The sequence below is a fragment of the Afipia sp. GW822-FHT03D08 genome (assembly GCF_058801645.1).
The window spans coordinates 328,887-346,411 of the sequence record NZ_JBXANK010000002.1; the positions used below are offsets into that span (position 1 = coordinate 328,887).

At 61.6% G+C, this 17,525-nt stretch carries 12 protein-coding genes; 5 read left to right on the forward strand and 7 right to left on the reverse strand.

The features are described 5' to 3' along the window. Positions 1 to 7: 7 nt before the first annotated feature. The 3 genes from AC1RM7_RS16560 to AC1RM7_RS16570 form a co-directional block, all read right to left on the reverse strand. The gene (locus AC1RM7_RS16560) at positions 8 to 3,091 is read right to left on the reverse strand and encodes a MexW/MexI family multidrug efflux RND transporter permease subunit (RefSeq protein ID WP_024920649.1); all 3,084 of its coding nucleotides are present in this window, start codon (positions 3,089 to 3,091) and stop codon (positions 8 to 10) included. A gap of 21 nt (positions 3,092 to 3,112) precedes the next feature. Continuing rightward, positions 3,113 to 4,234 carry an efflux RND transporter periplasmic adaptor subunit gene (locus AC1RM7_RS16565; protein WP_006019674.1) on the reverse strand — a complete coding sequence of 374 codons (1,122 nt, stop codon included), beginning with the start codon at positions 4,232 to 4,234 and terminating at the stop codon, positions 3,113 to 3,115. A gap of 74 nt (positions 4,235 to 4,308) precedes the next feature. After that, a complete protein-coding gene (locus AC1RM7_RS16570) occupies positions 4,309 to 5,010 on the reverse strand; it encodes a TetR/AcrR family transcriptional regulator (RefSeq protein ID WP_006019673.1) in 702 nt (233 codons plus the stop codon). A gap of 380 nt (positions 5,011 to 5,390) precedes the next feature. Here AC1RM7_RS16570 and AC1RM7_RS16575 point away from each other — a divergent pair, with 380 nt between their 5' ends. Both AC1RM7_RS16575 and AC1RM7_RS16580 read left to right on the forward strand, forming a co-directional pair. Continuing rightward, on the forward strand, positions 5,391 to 7,406 hold the full coding sequence (locus AC1RM7_RS16575; protein WP_024920651.1) for a TRAP transporter permease: 2,016 nt from the start codon (positions 5,391 to 5,393) through the stop codon (positions 7,404 to 7,406). A 26-nt stretch (positions 7,407 to 7,432) separates the two neighbouring features. Further along, on the forward strand, positions 7,433 to 8,398 hold the full coding sequence (locus AC1RM7_RS16580; RefSeq protein WP_024920652.1) for a TAXI family TRAP transporter solute-binding subunit: 966 nt from the start codon (positions 7,433 to 7,435) through the stop codon (positions 8,396 to 8,398). Positions 8,399 to 8,455: 57 nt separating this feature from the next. Here AC1RM7_RS16580 and AC1RM7_RS16585 read toward each other — a convergent pair whose 3' ends face one another. The 4 genes from AC1RM7_RS16585 to AC1RM7_RS16600 all read right to left on the reverse strand — a co-directional run bounded on the left by AC1RM7_RS16585 (position 8,456) and on the right by AC1RM7_RS16600 (position 13,086). Next, positions 8,456 to 9,703 (reverse strand): NAD(P)/FAD-dependent oxidoreductase, encoded by a 1,248-nt coding sequence (locus tag AC1RM7_RS16585; protein ID WP_034460721.1) that lies wholly within the window; start codon positions 9,701 to 9,703, stop codon positions 8,456 to 8,458. 240 nt (positions 9,704 to 9,943) lie between these two features. Further along, positions 9,944 to 11,452: a tripartite tricarboxylate transporter permease gene (locus AC1RM7_RS16590; protein ID WP_024920654.1), complete on the reverse strand. Its 1,509-nt coding sequence runs from the start codon at positions 11,450 to 11,452 to the stop codon at positions 9,944 to 9,946. 12 nt (positions 11,453 to 11,464) lie between these two features. Beyond that, on the reverse strand, positions 11,465 to 11,950 hold the full coding sequence (locus tag AC1RM7_RS16595) for a tripartite tricarboxylate transporter TctB family protein (protein ID WP_024920655.1): 486 nt from the start codon (positions 11,948 to 11,950) through the stop codon (positions 11,465 to 11,467). 161 nt (positions 11,951 to 12,111) lie between these two features. After that, positions 12,112 to 13,086, reverse strand: a complete 975-nt coding sequence (locus tag AC1RM7_RS16600; RefSeq protein ID WP_024920656.1) for a tripartite tricarboxylate transporter substrate binding protein — start codon at positions 13,084 to 13,086, stop codon at positions 12,112 to 12,114. Between the two features lie 342 nt (positions 13,087 to 13,428). Between AC1RM7_RS16600 and nikR the strand changes: the two genes are divergently transcribed. The 3 genes from nikR (at position 13,429) to AC1RM7_RS16615 (ending at position 17,482) form a co-directional block, all read left to right on the forward strand. Continuing rightward, positions 13,429 to 13,884, forward strand: coding sequence for a nickel-responsive transcriptional regulator NikR (nikR, locus tag AC1RM7_RS16605; protein WP_024920657.1), 456 nt, complete (start codon positions 13,429 to 13,431; stop codon positions 13,882 to 13,884). 51 nt (positions 13,885 to 13,935) lie between these two features. Beyond that, positions 13,936 to 15,204, forward strand: a complete 1,269-nt coding sequence (locus tag AC1RM7_RS16610; RefSeq protein ID WP_024920658.1) for a Zn-dependent hydrolase — start codon at positions 13,936 to 13,938, stop codon at positions 15,202 to 15,204. Positions 15,205 to 15,379: 175 nt separating this feature from the next. Further along, positions 15,380 to 17,482 (forward strand): S9 family peptidase, encoded by a 2,103-nt coding sequence (locus AC1RM7_RS16615; protein WP_024920659.1) that lies wholly within the window; start codon positions 15,380 to 15,382, stop codon positions 17,480 to 17,482. Positions 17,483 to 17,525 lie beyond the last annotated feature (43 nt).

Here is a 17,525-nt window from a genome sequence, read left to right on the forward strand (position 1 = left end):
CACCCTGTCAGGTCATACTGAGTTCGTATTTCTCGATGTCCTTGGCGCGCTGATTCTGCGCCGCCGCCCTGTGATCGGTCGCGAGCCAGGTGTAAACCGCCGGCAGCACGAACAGCGTAAACAGCGTGCCGACCGACATGCCCGCAACCACCACGATGCCGATGGAGAACCGGCTCGCTGCGCCGGCGCCGCTCGCGGTGAGCAGCGGCAGCAGGCCGGCGACCATCGCCGCGGTCGTCATCAGGATCGGCCGCAGGCGGACGCGCGCCGAGTGCTCGATGGCGGTGCGCCGGTCCACACCCTCGTTGACCTGCATCTCGTTGGCGAACTCCACCATCAGGATGCCGTGCTTGCTGATCAGGCCGACCAGCGTCACCAGACCCACCTGCGTATAGATATTGATGGTCGCAAGGCCGAAGAACAGCGGGATCAATGCACCCGAAATCGCCATCGGCACCGAGATCAGGATGACCAGCGGATCGCGCAGACTTTCAAACTGCGCGGCCAGCACCAGGTAGATGATGATGAGCGCGAATATGAAAGTCACGGTGAGCTGATTGCCTTCCTGCACATACTGACGCGAGTCAGCGAGATAGTCGCGCGTGAAGCCCGCAGGCAGTTGCTTCGCCTGCGTCTCGAGGAACTCCACCGCCTTGCCCATCGTCACGCCCGGCATGGCCACGGCCTGGAATGTTGCGGAGTTGAGCTGGTTGAAATGGGTCAGTGCGTTCGGGTTGGTCATCGTCTCGATCGTAACGACTGTCGAGAGCGGCACCTGCCGGCCGGTATTCGTCGCCACGTAATAATTGCCGATCGATTCCGGCGTCAGGCGAAGGTCCCGCGGCACCTGCGGAATTACCTGATACGAACGTCCTTCAAGATTGAACCGGTTGACGTAGTTGCCGCCGAGCAGCGTCGATAGCGTATTGCCCAGCGCAGCCATGTTGATGCCGAGGTCATTCGCCTTGGAACGATCGACAACCACGCGGACCACCGGCTGGTTAAACGCGAGATCGCTGTCCGCCACGATGAATAGTCCGCTGGCGCGCGCGGCCTTCTTCAGGTTTTCCATCTGCTCGAACACGGCCTGGAAGCCGCTCGTGCTGCTGATGACCATCTGGATCGGCAGACCGCCCGGGCCGCCCGGCAGCGCCGGCAGGTTGAAGGCAAACGCATTGACGCCTTCGACCTTGCTCAGTTCGTTCTGCACCAGGGGCTTCAGTGCCAGCGAGGACCGCTTGCGCTCATCCCATGGCTTCAGGATCATACCGGCAATACCGTTGGCGGGGCCATTGGTGCCGTTGATGATGAAACGCAGATCGGTTTCCGGGAAACTCGCAAAGACCTTGTCGAGCTTCTCGCCGTAGAACTTGCTGTAGTCGATGTTGGCGTATTGCGGCGCCTTGGTCACCGAGAACAGAATGCCCTGGTCTTCCTCGGGCGCCAGTTCCTTGTTGGTGTTGACGAACATGAAACCAACGAGAAACAGAATCGTCAGAGCGAAGAGACCCGTAATGGGGCGATAGTCGAGCGAGCGATCCAGCTTGCGGCCGTACCAGTCGGTCACGCGGGTAAACACGCGATCGACCAGCTTGGCGAAACGGCCCTGATCGTGCCCACCCTTGAGCAGCACGGAGCACATCATCGGGGATAGCGTCAGCGCGACGATACCCGAGATGATCACCGAGCCTGCCAGCGTGAATGCGAATTCACGGAACAGGGCGCCGGTCAGACCGCCGAGGAATCCGATCGGCGCATACACCGCGGCCAGCGTGATGGTCATGGAAATGACCGGACCGACAATTTCGCGCGCGCCGATCAGCGACGCTTCAACGGGCGATTTACCCTCCTCCAGATGCCGATGGATGTTTTCGACCACGACAATGGCGTCGTCGACCACGAGTCCGATGGCAAGCACCATCGCCAGCAGCGTCAGCAGGTTGAGCGTAAAGCCCATCGCCAGCATGAGAATGCAGGCGCCCACCAGCGACAGCGGAATGGTGACGACAGGAATAATCACCGACCGGAACGACGCCAGGAACAGGAAGATCACGACGACCACGATCACCACCGCTTCAAGCAAGGTGTCCCGCACTTCGTTGATCGACGACTGAATGAACTTGGTTGAATCGTAAGCCACGCGCATTTTCAGCGACGGCGGCAGATTGCGCTCGATTTCCGGGAACAGCCCGCGCACACCCTTGACGATGTTCAGGGGATTGCCCTGCGGGGTCGACTGGACGCCGATGAAGATGGCCTGCTGGCCGCTCATCGCAACGCTCGAGTCCGTGCTCTGGGCGCCGAGTTCGACCGTCGCGACGTCTTCAAGCCTGACGAAGCCGCCATCCTTGGCCTTCACCGTCATCCGCTTGAACTGCTCGATGCTGGTCAGGTCGGTATTGGTCGTCACGTTCGATACGGTGAAGTATCCCTTCGACTGACCTGCGGCGGCCTGGAAGTTATTCGCCCTGATCGCCGCGGCGATGTCGTCGGGCGACACGTTGCGGCCGGCCATACGCGCCGGGTCCAGCCAGATGCGGGTTGCCAGCGTCTGCGCGCCGAGAATATCCGCCGATGCGACGCCATCCACCGTCGAAAGGATCGGCTGCACCACGCGGGCCAGGTAGTCCGAAATCTGCGGCCCGCTCAACTCGTCGCTGGCGAAACCGAGATACATCACGGCCGTGGTCTGGCCGGTCGATTTGGTGATGACCGGGTCGTTCGATTCACGCGGGATCAGGTATCTGACCGAACTGACTTTCGAACTGACTTCGGTCAGCGCGGAGTTCGGATCCACATTGAGCTTGATGTAGACCGAGATCGTGCTGGTGCCCTGCACCGACGACGACGTGATGTAGTCGACGCCTTCCGCCGACGCCACCGCCTGCTCGATCGGCTGGGTGATGAAGCCTTGCATCAAGTCGGGCGACGCGCCGGGATACGACGTCGTGACGGTGACGACGGTGTTCGACAGCTTGGGATACTGACGAATTCCAAGATGCGTCGCCGCCTGGAAGCCGATCAGCAGTATCAGCAGGCTGACGACAAGCGACAGAACGGGCCGCTTGATGAAGATATCAGTGAAGGCCATGAGCGGCGCTCCGTTCAAAAATCAGTAGCGCGGCGGCTGCGCGGGAATCTGCGGTGGCTGGTCAGGCGAGATCGTAACAGCAGAGCCGGATTGCAGCTTGAGCTGTCCGACAGCAACCACGCGATCCCCGGGCTTTATGCCGCTGGCGATGACGACCCGTCCGTTGACACGCTGTCCGGTCTTCACGAAGGTCCGGTCGGTTTTCAGCGACTCCTTGCCGTCCGTGCCCTTGGTCTCGGTGATGAGCCAGACGGAATCGCCGTAGAGGGTATAGTCCACGGCAGTCTCCGGCACGGTAATCACCGCAGGCTTCGGCGGCAGTTCGACCGTGGTCGATGCGAACATGCCCGGCTGCAGGATACGGTTCGGATTATCCAGCGTCGCCTGGACCCGCACGTTTCGGGTGTCGGCGCTGATCTGCGGCTCGATGGTGGTGATCTTGCCTTCGAAGGTGCGATCCGGATAGGCGTCCACCTTGATGCGAACGGTCTGGCCGACGTTCAGAACGGCGCGGTCCTTTTCGGTCACCGTGAAGTTGAGATACAGGCGAGAAAGATCGGTCAGCGAGACGATCTGTGTTCCGGCGCTGAGATACTGACCAAGCTGGACCAGACGCACGCCGAGCACGCCGCTAAATGGCGCGGTGATGCGCTTCTGTGAAATGATGGCTTCGGTCTTCGCGACCGCAGCCGCGCCCTGATCGTAAGCCGCCTGCGCCTGATCGACCGTCGCCTGCGGGCCGAACGACTTGGCGAGCAGCGTCTTGGCGCGGTCGAGCGCGAGCTGCGCCGCCAGCGTCTGTGCCTTGAAGCTGGCGAGATCGCTCTGTTCCGGGGCGTCATAGATCTGGAGCAGCGGATCGCCTGCCTTCACTTCCGAGCCTGGCTGGAAGAGAATCTCGGTGACCCGGCCGTTGACGTCGGTGGTGACGTTGACCTGATTGATCGCGGCGAGATCGCCGACGGCAGTCAGGAGATTCGGCAACACTTCCGACTTGGCTTCTGCCACAGCCACCACGGTTGGAGGCGGCTTATTGTTCTTGAAGAACTCCGCAATCATGTGACTGCGGAAGGCGTTGAAGCCCCAGATGATACCGACGAGCAGCACGAGAACCCCGCCGATGATGATCATCCAGCGGCGCATGCGTACCGGCGGACGAGGCTTTTCGGCCGGTGAAGGAGTGTGCTGAGGCTGAGGTGAGCTCTTGGCGTCCATGTTTATGCACTTTCAGCAATCCGGACCGACGCTTCAGAGAGCGATGGAACGGTATCCAAATAAGAAGCGATAGCCCGGCCGTTCATTCCGATACCCCGAAGAATGAACTGGCAAATCTGCCGTTCGAAGTCCGGCGCGTTTGGATAATCCAGCGATGGAGTCGCGGGAAGCCTTGTCAGGGCGATCATGTGAACGACTTGATGCGCGAACCAGAAAAGATTGAGCGGTTCACCTTCCACGCGCTCCGCGTCACCTGTAGCGATGGCGCTTTCAAGCGATGCGCTGAAGATGGGACCGATCAGGTCTCCGATTTTGTCATAGAGCACCCTTGCGAATTCGCCGTCAGTCAATTGGCTGGAGATCAAAAGCCTGACCCGCTGCGCATCTTCCTGATCCGGTTCTTCGGTCGCACGCATGAAGTGTGCGACCATCTCGCGGATCAGAATGACCAGCGTCTCCGTCGATGGCTTCAGTTCGCGCAGCCGAAGCAATTCCGGATCAGCCTCGCAGGCCTCCGCGAGTATTTCTGCATAGAGTGCGGCTTTAGTAGGGAAATGCTTGAACAGCAGTCCCTCCGAGATGCCCGCAGCCCGCGCGACACTTCGCGTCGTCGTCCCCGCAAAACCGTACAGGGCGAAGCAACGTTTGGCCGCCTCCAGGATCTGCTCCCGGCGGAGATCGCCCGTGAGTCTGAGGGTGCTCATGAGACGTGAGTAAGCACTCACTTAGCCCAAAGTCAACTGGGATTTGCTGCGGCGCAGCGCGCATTTCGGCCACAATCGCGGCATGAGCGCGCCCTTCCTCTCAAGTCCGAGGATCATGCCACGCCCTTATCAAGGCGGCGGACGCAAGCCGGTCGCGTGAGGATCGCATCATCGCCTCGCGCGAGGCGAACGGTTTCGCGTCGTGCATCATCCGCGCGCCAAAGCCGGCGTTCATTCCGGTTGTTGATCTCTCGTCGCGCCCAGAACGAAGTCTTGCCTAAATCGGGCAAACCCGCCTCAATGCGCATCAACGAATGGTCCCCGCCTCAGGCGGGAAGACCGCTAAGGCCCGGAATAAATCGGGACCAGGGGGAGGCAGCATGACGACGGTAAATACACCGCCGGGCAATGACCCGACGGTCATTTCCGACGAGGCTTTGCGCAAAGCCGAGGAATTCATCGAAGCCGATGAAGGCGCGGCCAACAGGCTGGGCGGGCTGGCAGGCCAAGCCGTCACCACCATCGCCATCGCGATGAGCCTGTTTCATCTTTATGCAGCCTACGCGATCGTTCCGACGCAGGAGCTTCGCTACACCCACGTCGCCTTTACGCTGGTCCTGAGCTTCCTGCTGTTTCCGCTCGCCGCGCGTTTTCGCAACCGCGTGCGCTGGTGGGATATCATTCCCGGCATTCTCGCAGTCGCGACTATTGCTTACGCGCTGTCGGGCGGCGACGATTTTACCGACCGAGCCACAACACCCGATCGCTGGGACGTCATCGTCGGCGTGATCTTCATTGTTCTCGTGCTTGAAGCAACGCGCCGCACCACCGGCGCGATCATGCCAGTGGTCGCCGTCTTCTTCATCGCCTATGCGATGCTCGGTCCGCACCTCCCTGCTCCCTGGACCCACCGGGGCTATGATCTGTCACGGCTGGTCGGTCACCTCTTCATTACGCTCGAAGGCATCTTCGGTGTCGCGGTCGATGTATCCGCGACACTGATCATCCTGTTCACGATTTTCGGCGCCTTCCTTCAGCAATCAGGCGCCGGAAAATTCTTCATCGACTTCTCGCTAGCGCTGATGGGCGGCAAGCCGAACAGCGCCGGACGCACCGTGGTGCTGTCGTCGTTCCTGCTCGGCGGCCCGTCAGGATCTGGCGTCGCCACGACCGTGATGATCGGCACCGTCGCCTACCCGATGATGAAGAAGGCCGGCTTCGAGAAGAACGCGGCCGGCGGCCTTCTCGCCGCTGGCGGCCTTGGCGCGATCCTGTCGCCGCCGGTGCTGGGCGCGGCGGCATTCCTGATCGCGGAGTTTCTCAAGATCAGCTATCTCGACGTGATCTGGATGGCCACCATCCCGACCTGTCTTTATTATCTCTCGTTGCTGATCATGGTCGAACTCGACGCCAAGCGCTTCCATGCGCGCGACGTCAACTTCAAGCCGGAGATGTCGCTCGGCACGATGACCAGGCGCTACGGCTTCCACTTTATCTCGCTGGTCGCCGTCGTCATCTTCATGGTGATCGGCTATTCGCCGGCCTTGTCGGTGTTCTATGCGATCATCACGACGTTCCTGCTCAGCTTCCTGCGCAAGGACACTGCGTTGATGCCGCCGAAGCTGAAGCGCGCGTTGGCTGACGGTTCGATCGGCGCGTTGAATGCTGCGACCACCTGCGCATGCGCGGGCATCGTCGTCGGCATTGTGACCCTCACCGGCCTTGGCCTGAAGTTCTCGTCGATTGTGATCTCTTACGCCGGCGGCAGCCTGCTGCTGACGGCGATCTACACGTCGTTGATCGTCTGGATCATTGGCCTCGCCGTCCCCGTCACCGCGTCCTACATCATCTGCGCGGTGATCGCGGCCCCTGCCCTGATCAAGTTAGGAGTGCCGGACTATGCCGCGCACATGTTCATCTTCTATTACGCGGTGTTGTCGGAAGTCTCGCCGCCGACTGCGCTCTCGCCGTTCGCGGCAGCCGCCATCACCGGCGGCGATCCCTACAAGACCACGCTGCAATCGTGGAAATACACCCTGCCCGCCTTCCTGGTGCCGTTCGTGTTCGTGCTCGACCCGCAAGGTGTCGGCCTGCTGCTCAACATTCCGAAGGGCGGCTCATGGGTGGATATCTTTGAAATCACCCTCAAGACGACGCTCGGGCTGATGGCGCTGGCGGCGGCGGCACAGGGCTGGGCACTGCGGGCTACCACGCTGATCGAGCGCGGACTGCTGGTGCTGTCCGGTCTCCTGCTGGTGTTTCCGAGCCTGATCGAGGCGGTGATCGAAGCGGCGATTGGTCGCGACATTTCTTATACCTATGTACCCGGCGTCCTGATCGGATTGGGGGTAGTGTTATGGCAGGCAAAAGGACCGGCGCTTCAACGACCGGCCTGAGAACTCAAATGGGAGGACAATCGATAATGAAGAAAATCACGAAAATGACTGCGGTGCTGGCTCTCGCACTGTCAGCCGGATTGATAACGGCGCACGCCCAGCAGAAGACCATGGCGATCGGAACGGGCGGCACCGGAGGCGTGTATTATCCGCTTGGCGGCGCCATCGCGAACGTGCTGTCGAAGAACCTGCCGAACGTGCAGGCCACCGCCGAAGTCACCGGCGGCTCGGTCGACAACCTCAAGCTGATCGGCACGGGCCAGAGCGAGATGGGCTTCACCATGGCCGACGCCGCGCTCGATGCCTATAAGGGCGAGGACAAGTTCAAGAGCGGAAAGATCCCGCTGCAAGCACTGCTCGTGGTCTATCCGAACCGGATGCATGTCGTGACCGTTGAGAGCACCGGCATCAAAACGATGGCCGATCTCAAGGGCAAGCGCGTCTCCACCGGCTCGCCCGGCGGCGCGACCGAAGTCATGGCTTTCCGTGTGATCGAGGCTGCCGGTCTCGACAAGGACAAGGACATGAAGCGCGAGCGCCTCGGCGTCGCCGAGTCGGTCAACGCCATCAAGGACGGCAAGATCGACGCATTCTTCTGGGTCGGCGGCATTCCGACCGCATCGGTTACGGACCTCGCCGCCACACCCGGCGTCAAGCTCAGGCTGATCGACCACGCCGACGTCGTCGAGAAAATGAACGCCAAGTATGGAAAGCTCTACAGCGCGGGCGTCATCAAGGCCGGATCTTATCCGGGCTATGACGTCGACAACAAGATGGCCGAAGTCTGGAACATCATCGTCACTGGCAACAAGATGACCGACGACGAAGCCTACAACATCGTCAAGACGCTGGTGGAGAAGAAGGCCGACATCGTCGCCGTGCACAAGGAAGCCGAGAGCTTCTCGCTGGATAACCAGGTGCAGGATCGCTCCCCGGTGCCGTTCCATCCCGGCGCGATGAAGTACTTCAAGGAAAAGGGCAAAGGCGGCTAGGCCCAAGCCGCATAACCTGAATGAATCCCGGCCTCGTGCCGGGATTTTTCGTTTTGGTTATGGAGTTGTCTTCGGTGCGTCGCGATCGATGGCGAAATCGTCGAACCACGGCTGGTAGTTGCCGGCAATCGACGCCGCGATGATCCGGGACGCCAGATAACTGTAGGTGATGCCGTTGCCGCCGTAACCGTAGGCGGCGTGAATGCGCGGATGACCGGGCACGCGCCCGATCAGCGGCAGACCGTCGGTCGTGGTTCCGAACGCGCCCGACCAGACAAACTCCGCGACAGGCTCCGCATGCGACCACAGCCCGTTGAGCCGATGCAAGAGAGCTTCCGACTTCGCCGGCATCAGCCGGTCGCGTGCTTCGGGTTCGATCACCTGATCGTCGTCCTCCCCGCCCATGATGATCCGGTTGTCGGTCGTCGTGCGCGCGTAGCTGTAATTCTCCGAGGCTTCCCAGATCAGCGCGCCGTCGCGCCACAACCCGCCCGCCGGCTGCGGAGGTGTCGCGATGGCCCAGCTCGACGAAATCTTGTGCAGACTTGAGCTGACAAAATCCGGCATCACATAACCGGTCGCAAGAACGACCTGCTTGGCCTCAATGATATGACCATTGTCGAGTTCGACAATCACGGCCTGCCCGCTGTTGTCGTAGTTTTCAGCGCTCGCATCGAATATCCTGACGCCCTGCATTGCCGCTGCCGCCAATAACGCCTGACACAACAATAGCGGATCGGCGTCAGCCGAACCGATCGAATGGAGCGCGGCCTCGCGGTAGAGACCAAATTCCTCCAGCAATGTCAGATGATCCAGATACTCGCCGGGCAGCCCGGCGCGCATTCGGAGATCGTGCTCCGCTTTCAATTCGCGCGCACCCATGTTCCCCGCCGCCAGATACAGCGAGCGTTTGTGGCGCAGGCCACATGCCAGCCCACGCGTGTTCACAAGCTCCGCCAATCCGCTGACCGCGCCGAAACTGCGCCGATAGATGCTGGCGGCGCGATCGAATCCGTACATCGCGGTGAGATCGTTCAGCGAGCGGTCGATCTCCCAGAGCAGCATCGCGGTACTCGCCGCCGTGCTGCCGAAGCCGGGACGCTGCCGGTCGATAACGCAAACCTCATGGCCCTCGGCGGCGAGATGTTCGGCCACCAGCGAACCGGTGACGCCCGCACCGACCACCAGAATCTCGCAGCGGAAATCCTGATCGACTGACGACCGTCCGGGCCGCACGAGCCGCTGGCTCCACGGTGACGTGCCTCCGCGCAAGTCGTTTTGCCGGACTCTTTCAGGATCGAACATCATTGGCTTCAATCATGGCTGGAAACGGTCCCCGTACCGCAACCATGATGACGCCCAAACGTCGCAAAAGTTCCCACGCGCGTGTCCCGAATCCGAAGTTCGCTTCATTCAACCGCAACTTCCGTAGCGAACTTCGGATTCGAAAGGACACTGGCAAATATGATTCTGGTGTGGCTTCGGTTCGCAAGTCCGCAGACAAGGGTTGCGGTAATGATCATGCGGACTTGCGAACCGCCACACCTAGGCCCCCTCGTCCAGCGCGACGAGTTCGCGCTTCTTGCGCAGCGACGGGAGCAGCGGCCCGATCAACAGGATCGCGGCGATCACGAGACAGATCGCGGAGATCGGGCGCTGCACGAAAGTCATCAAGTCGCCCTGCGACAGGATCAGCGACTTGCGCAGATTGTTCTCGAGCAGCGGCCCGAGCACGAAGGCGAGCACCAGCGGCGCCGGCTCGTAGCCGAATTTGCGCATCAGGTAGCCGATCACGCCGAACCCGACCATGACGTAGACATCGAAGACATTGTTGCTGCTGCAGTAGACGCCGACGATGGTGAAGAGCAGGATCAGCGGGAACAGCACGTTGTAGGGCAGCTTCAAGAGCTGCACCCACATGCCGATCAGCGGCAGGTTCAAAATCAGCAACATGATGTTGCCGATATACATGCTGGCGATGATGCCCCAGAACAATCCGGGATTCTGCGTGATCATCAGCGGGCCCGGCTGAAGGCCGTGAATGACGAACGCACCGAGCAGCAGCGCCATCACGACATTCGGCGGAATGCCGAGAGTCATCAGCGGAATGAAGGCACCGCCCGCGGCTGCGTTGTTGGCCGCTTCCGGCCCCGCGACACCTTCGATGGCGCCCTTGCCGAAACGTTCCGGCGTCTTCGACAGCCGCTTCTCCAATGCATAGGACGCAAAGGACGCCACCACCGCGCCGCCGCCCGGCAGAATGCCGAGAAAGAATCCGAGCAAGGTGCCGCGTCCGACAGGGCCGGCGCTGGCCTTCCAGTCTTCCTTGTTGGGCAGAAGCTGCGTGATCTTGGCTTCGATCACATCCCGCTTGATCACCTGCTCGATGTTGATGAGCACTTCGGCGACGCCAAACAGGCCCATCACCACCGGCACCAGGCCGATGCCGTCGATCAGTTCGAGACGGCCGAATGTCAGCCGCGGCTGCGCGGTGATGCTGTCGAGGCCGATCAGTCCGAGCACGACGCCGATGCAGGCCATCAGCAGCGCCTTTGCCATCGAGCCCTGGGTCAGGAACGTCAGCACCACGAGGCCGAGCACCATCAGGCTGAAATATTCCGCCGGCCCGAACGCAACCGCCACGTTCGCCAGCGACGGAGCTATCAGCATCAGCGCGATCAGCGAGAAGGTGCCTGCAATGAACGAACCGAGGGCGGAGATGCCGAGCGCAGGTCCTGCGCGCCCCTGCTTCGCCATCTGATGCCCGTCGAGACAGGTGACGACCGATGCCGCCTCGCCCGGAATGTTGACAAGGATCGACGTGGTCGAGCCGCCATACATCGATCCGTAGTAGATACCCGCCATCATGATGATGCCGGACTCCGGGGTGCCCGACAGTGTCACCGGCAGCAGCAGCGACATCGCCGAGATCGGGCCGATGCCCGGCAGCACGCCGACCAGCGTGCCGATGAACACGCCGATGAAACAGTACAGCAGGTTGACCGGCTGAAGAGCGACGCCGAGACCGTGCGAGACGTTGACGAGAACATCCATGAGCCTGCCCGATCAGCCGATGTTGAACATGCCCGCAGGCAACTGGATGAGCAGCGCACGTTTCAGCACCCACCAGACGCCGATCGGCGCCAGCACCGCAAGCGGGATCGCCAGCGTCCAGCGCACCGGATCGATCACCCGCAGCAGCAGCAACAGCAGCGGAATCGACGCCAGCAGAAAGCCGAGCGGCTGAAGCAGGAAGGAAAATCCCGCGAGGCACGCAATGACGACCACCGGCTTGGTCCAGCGCGTTCCGGCCCACAGCGACGCAACACTCGGGCCGCCTTCAGTGATCGCCGCGAGGAGGATCGTGCCTGCGAACAGGCACATCAGGATGCCCGTGTAGAACAGCACGAAGCCTGAACCCGGATCGTTGATGCTACCGATCTTGAGCTTCTGGCCGGCCCAGATCACGAAGACGCCGAGGGCAAGGCCGACGAGCCCGCCCCACAGCTCGGAATTGCCCAGTCTGAATTTCTCGCTAGCATCATTGCCCATGGACTGTTCTTTCATGTCCCTGATGTGATCCCGCCGTCACCCTGAGGTGGCGGAGCGAAGCGTAGCCCTCGAAGGACGACAGCGGATATCGCACTCATCCTTCGAGGCTCGCCGCAAACGCGGCTCGCACCTCAGGATGACGTTCTTTGCGAAAAGCCCACTCAGTTGGTTTTCTTCGCCAGCCCCAGCGTATCGATGACCTTGCGCTCGGACTCGGTGACCTCGGCGACGAATTTCTTGTAGTCCTCGGTGTTCTTGTAGTTCGCCACCATGTCGAACTTCGCCAGCGTCGCGATCACCGCCGGGTCCTCGATCGCCTTCTTGAAGGCGTCGTGAAGTTTGGCAACGATCTTGGGGTCCATGCCTTTCGGGCCGGCGATGCCAAACGGCGAGTCATACACCATCGAATAGCCGAGTTCGTTGAGGGTCGGCGCGTCCGGGAAGTTCGGCGAGCGCTTCGAGGTCCACACCATCAGCAGGCGCAGCTTGCCGGCATCGACCAGCGGCCGCCATCCGGTGGAGTCCGCCTGAAGCATGGTGTGATTGCCGAGCACGGCCGCATTGGTTTCGGCGCCGCCCTTGAACGGCACCTGCGTGAGCTTGATGCCCGCCTTGGCAGCGATCTGCTCCATGCCGATATGCAGCGAGGTGCCCGCGCCCGGCGTCGCATAGGTCACCTTGCCGGGATTTGCCTTGGCGAAGTCGACCACGTCCTTCCAGGTCTTGAACCGCGAGTCCGCGTTCGTGGTCACGCCGAAGGTGTACCCCGTCAGGTGTACAATGTAGGTGAAATCCTTGTCGGCGTTCCAGGACACGTCCTGCATCAGCGGCAGACGAAACACCGTGATCGGTATCTGCGAAATCGTGTAGCCGTCGGGCTTCGCCGTCGCCGCCATGGTTGCCGGCCCGACGGTGCCGCCGCCGCCCGCCTTGTTATCCACTACAATGGGCTGGCCGAGCACCTTGGACGCGCTTTCGGCGATCGCGCGCATCGAGATATCGGTCGAGCCGCCTGCAGGCCACGGCACGATCAGCGTGATCGGTTTGGTGGGATAATCCTGCGCCACTGCAACACTGGACAGCACGGCCAGCGCAGCCGCCGCGAAAACGCTTTTGAATCCGGATCGATAGGCCATTGAACATCTCTCCCTTGGCGGTTCGTGACGATGTCCGAACCTGTCTTGTTCTATTTTTATGACACGATGATCCCCGAAATCAGCGCGAAAGAAAAGCAAGGAGACGCGTGCGGGACGCAGTTATTGCGACGCATCCGGCAGATGCGTCATTAGGTCCCAAATATTCCCGTCTCACGGCGGCCTTGCGTTCGCCCTGCGAAACGGCGAGTTGTGAATGAACAAGCCCTGCCCTTACCCATCGGGAAATCTGCCGGTTTTGAACGCATCAAATCAGCCCAACAGTCTGGATGGATCGGTTATGCTCAGGGAACCATCAGCCGCGGCCGGAACGGAGCCCTCTCAATGCAGCGCGTGACCATCACCCTCGACGACGATCTCATGGCCGAACTGGATCGCATGATCGAGGAGCACGGCTACCAGAACCGCTCCGAGGCGATCCGGGATTTCGCCCGCGCCGGCATGCAGCAGGCGGCGCAGGATGCCGGAAAAAGCGGCGGCGATTGCGTCGCCGCGCTGGTCTATGTCTACGATCATGCCGCGCGCGATCTCTCCAGCCGCCTTGTCAACAATTTCCATGACCATCACGACCTGTCGCTGGCGACGCTTCACGTGCATCTGGACAACGATAACTGCATGGAGATCACCGCGCTCAAGGGCCGGACAGCAGATGTGCAGCATCTGGCGGACCATGTCATCGCCGAGCGCGGCGTGCGCTACGGCCGCGTGGTGATGATCCCCACCGAAGCCGGCGCCAAGACTTCGGGCGCGCGCAAAAAGCACGTCCATCGGCACACCTGACCCTCCTTTTCCGGAGATGTTTCCGGCGCGAACCTGCGGTATCGGTCCATCATGACAAAAGCCAGATCCAATCTTCAGATCGATTCCGCGCGCCTCTGGGGCGACATTCACGAAACCGCGAAATTCGGCGCAACGCCCAAGGGCGGCGTCAAGCGGCTGACGCTCGGGCCCGAGGACAAGCAGGTACGCGACTGGTTCCGCACCGCCTGCGAAGCCGCCGGCTGCGAAGTCAGTGTCGATGCACTCGGCACCATGTTCGCGATCCGGCCCGGCCGCGACATGTCGAAGCCGCCGATCGGCATCGGCTCCCATCTCGACACTCAGCCCACCGGCGGGAAGTACGACGGCATCCTCGGCACCCTCGCCGCGCTCGAAGTCGTCCGCGCCATGAACGACGCCGGGATCGAAACCGAGTATCCCGTCTGCGTGTGCAACTGGACCAACGAAGAAGGCTCGCGCTACGCACCGGCGATGATGGCGTCCGCGGCTTACGCCGGCGACTACACCACCGACGATATTCTGGGCCGCAAGGACGCCGACGGCATCACGGTCGCGGAAGCACTCGACACCATCGGCTATCGCGGCGCAGATGCTGTCGGAAAGCAGAAGTTCAGCGCCTTCGTCGAACTGCACATCGAGCAGGGCCCGCTGCTGGAAGCCGAGAACAAGACCATCGGCGTGGTCGATCGCGGCCAGGGCATCATGTGGTACAACGGCTCGATCGCCGGTTTCGCCAGCCACGCCGGGACCACCCCGATGCCGCTGCGCAAGGATGCACTTGCAGCGTTATCCGAAGTCGTGCTTGCGGTGGAAAGGATCGCGCGCGATCTCGGTCCGAATGCGGTCGGCACCGTCGGCGAAATCAGGATCGACAATCCCTCGCGCAACGTCATCCCCGGCGACCTCACCTTCACCGTGGATATTCGCAGTTCAGAGTCAGCCACGCTGGACAAGTTGCACGACGCGCTGCAACGCGCCGTCGCGGAAATCATCGCACGCCGCAACGTCAAGATCACGGTCGAGCAGATCTGGCGCAAGGAGCCGACGGTGTTCGACACAAAACTGGTCGATGCTGTCGAAACCGCAACCAAAGAGATGGGCTACAGCCACCGCCGCATCACGTCCGGCGCGGGACACGACGCCTGCAACCTCGCAGCCGTGGTTCCGGCAGCGATGATCTTCGTGCCCTGCAAGGACGGTGTCAGCCACAACGAACTGGAGGATGCGACGCAGGCCGACTGCACCGCGGGCGCAAACGTGCTGCTGCATACGGTGCTCTTGCTGGCAGGCGTTGCGACGGAGTCGAGGGCAGACTCCTGATAATGCGTCACATTGCACGATTTATCGTCGTCCCCGCGAAAGCGGGGACCCATAACCCCTAGACCCTCAAGAAGACACGTCATACATCCCGCATAATATTCCGCGACAGGGAGTATGGGTCCTCGCTTTCGCGGGGACGACCCGGAATTTTCCGTCGATTGAAAGCCCGCACCGCATGACTTCAAAAGTTGCCACTCCTCCCGTCGCGCCGCGCCGCCCCCACAGTTTCACGCATCACGGCATCACCGTGACCGACGACTATGCGTGGCTGAAGGACGACAACTGGCAGGAAGTCCTGCGCGACCCGTCGGCGCTCAAGCCGGACATCCGCGCCTATCTCGAAGCCGAGAATGCCTACGCCGACACAGTGATGGGCCACACCGAACCGTTGCAGAAGAAGCTGGTCGCGGAAATGCGCGGCCGCATCAAGGAAGACGATTCCAGCGTTCCCTCGCCCGACGGGCCGTTCGCCTACTTCCAGAAGTATAATGAAGGCGGTCAACACGAGCAGATCGGCCGAACCGCGCGCGATGGCAGCGGCGAAGCCCGTTTCATCATCGACGGCGATGAACTCGCCAAGCAGACCGAATATTTCCGGTTCGGCGGCGCGCGTCACTCGCCCGATCACAAGCTGGAAGCATGGAGCGCGGACGTTCGCGGCTCGGAATATTTCACTATCCGCGTGCGCGACTGGGAAACGGCCACGGATTCCGCCGACGTTGTCGAGGAAACCGACGGCGGCATGGTCTGGGCGGCGGATTCGAAGTCGTTCTTCTATGTCAAGCTCGACGACAACCACCGCCCGATGCAGGTCTATCGTCATGTTCTCGGCACCTCGCAGGCGGAGGACACCCTGGTCTATGAGGAACAGGATTCCGGCTGGTTCACGCATATCCATGAAAGCGCCAGCGGCCGTTTCTGCGTGATCGCGGGCGGCGATCATGAAACGTCAGAACAGCGGCTGATCGATCTGAGCGCACCCGAGGCCCCGCCGCGCCTGATCGCGAAGCGCGAGGAAGGCGTGCAGTATTCGATTGCCGACCGCGGCGATCAGCTCTTCATCCTGACCAATGCGGATGAGGCCATCGACTTCAAGATCGTCACCGCGCCGCTGGCATCGCCCGCGCGCAAGAACTGGCGCGACCTGATCCCGCATCGGCCCGGCACCTACATCATCGACATCGAACTTTATTCCGGTCATCTGGTGCGGATGGAGCGAACCAATGCGCTGCCCTCCATCGTCATCCGGGATCTCGCGACCTTGCAGGAACATGCCATCGCTTTTGACGAGGCAGCCTATTCGCTCGGCACTATCGGCGGCTACGAGTTCGACACCACGCAGATCCGGTTTTCCTATTCGTCGATGACCACGCCGTCGGAAGTGTTCGACTACGATATGGTCAGCCGCGCGCGCACCCTGCGCAAGCGCCAGGAAATTCCCTCCGGCCACAATCCTGCCGACTACGTCACCACCCGCATCACGGCGACGTCCCATGATGGCGCGCAGGTGCCGGTCTCGATCGTTCATCGCAAGGACCTCAAGCGCGACGGCAGTGCGCCGCTGCTGCTGTATGGCTACGGCTCCTACGGCAGCGCGATGCCGGCATCGTTCTCGGCCAACCGGCTGTCATTGGTCGACCGCGGCTTTGTGTACGCCATCGCGCATATCCGCGGCGGCGCGGACAAGGGCTGGGGCTGGTATCTCGACGGCAAGCGCGAGAAGAAGACCAACACCTTCGACGATTTCGCCGCCGCAGCCCGCGCGCTGATCGACGCGAAATACACCTCGGCGAAAAAGATCGTCGGCCACGGCGGCAGCGCCGGCGGCATGCTGATGGGTGCGGTCGCGAACCGTTCGGGCGAACTGTTCGCGGGCATCGTCGCCGAAGTCCCGTTTGTGGATGTACTGAACACCATGCTCGACGACACGCTGCCACTGACGCCGCCGGAATGGCCCGAGTGGGGCAACCCGATTGAAAGTGCGGCCGATTTCAAGACCATCCTGTCGTACTCGCCTTATGACAACGTCGCGGCGAAAGAGTATCCCGCGATTCTGGCGATGGGCGGCCTCGCCGATCCGCGCGTCACTTACTGGGAGCCGGCGAAATGGATCGCACGGCTCCGCCCCGTGATGACGGGCGGCGGGCCGGTGCTGTTGCGCACCAACATGGGCGCAGGTCACGGCGGCGCGTCCGGCCGCTTCAACCGGCTCGATGAAATCGCAATTGTTTACGCGTTTGCGTTGTGGGCGGTGGGACTGGCTGGCGGCGAAAGCTGAAGCTTTCCTCTTACCTTACAGGTAATTTGATCGCGGCCATCAG

Excerpts from the sequence above, each read along its gene's own strand:
- AC1RM7_RS16570 (WP_006019673.1), bottom strand. The coding sequence starts at position 5,010 with ATGAGCACCCTCAGACTCACGGGCGATCTCCGCCGGGAGCAGATCCTG.
- AC1RM7_RS16615 (WP_024920659.1), top strand. The coding sequence starts at position 15,380 with ATGACTTCAAAAGTTGCCACTCCTCCCGTCGCGCCGCGCCGCCCCCAC.
- AC1RM7_RS16585 (WP_034460721.1), bottom strand. The coding sequence starts at position 9,703 with ATGTTCGATCCTGAAAGAGTCCGGCAAAACGACTTGCGCGGAGGCACG.
- AC1RM7_RS16560 (WP_024920649.1), bottom strand. The coding sequence starts at position 3,091 with ATGGCCTTCACTGATATCTTCATCAAGCGGCCCGTTCTGTCGCTTGTC.
- nikR (WP_024920657.1), top strand. The coding sequence starts at position 13,429 with ATGCAGCGCGTGACCATCACCCTCGACGACGATCTCATGGCCGAACTG.
- AC1RM7_RS16595 (WP_024920655.1), bottom strand. The coding sequence starts at position 11,950 with ATGGGCAATGATGCTAGCGAGAAATTCAGACTGGGCAATTCCGAGCTG.
- AC1RM7_RS16590 (WP_024920654.1), bottom strand. The coding sequence starts at position 11,452 with ATGGATGTTCTCGTCAACGTCTCGCACGGTCTCGGCGTCGCTCTTCAG.
- AC1RM7_RS16580 (WP_024920652.1), top strand. The coding sequence starts at position 7,433 with ATGAAGAAAATCACGAAAATGACTGCGGTGCTGGCTCTCGCACTGTCA.
- AC1RM7_RS16575 (WP_024920651.1), top strand. The coding sequence starts at position 5,391 with ATGACGACGGTAAATACACCGCCGGGCAATGACCCGACGGTCATTTCC.
- AC1RM7_RS16565 (WP_006019674.1), bottom strand. The coding sequence starts at position 4,234 with ATGCGCCGCTGGATGATCATCATCGGCGGGGTTCTCGTGCTGCTCGTC.
- AC1RM7_RS16600 (WP_024920656.1), bottom strand. The coding sequence starts at position 13,086 with ATGGCCTATCGATCCGGATTCAAAAGCGTTTTCGCGGCGGCTGCGCTG.
- AC1RM7_RS16610 (WP_024920658.1), top strand. The coding sequence starts at position 13,936 with ATGACAAAAGCCAGATCCAATCTTCAGATCGATTCCGCGCGCCTCTGG.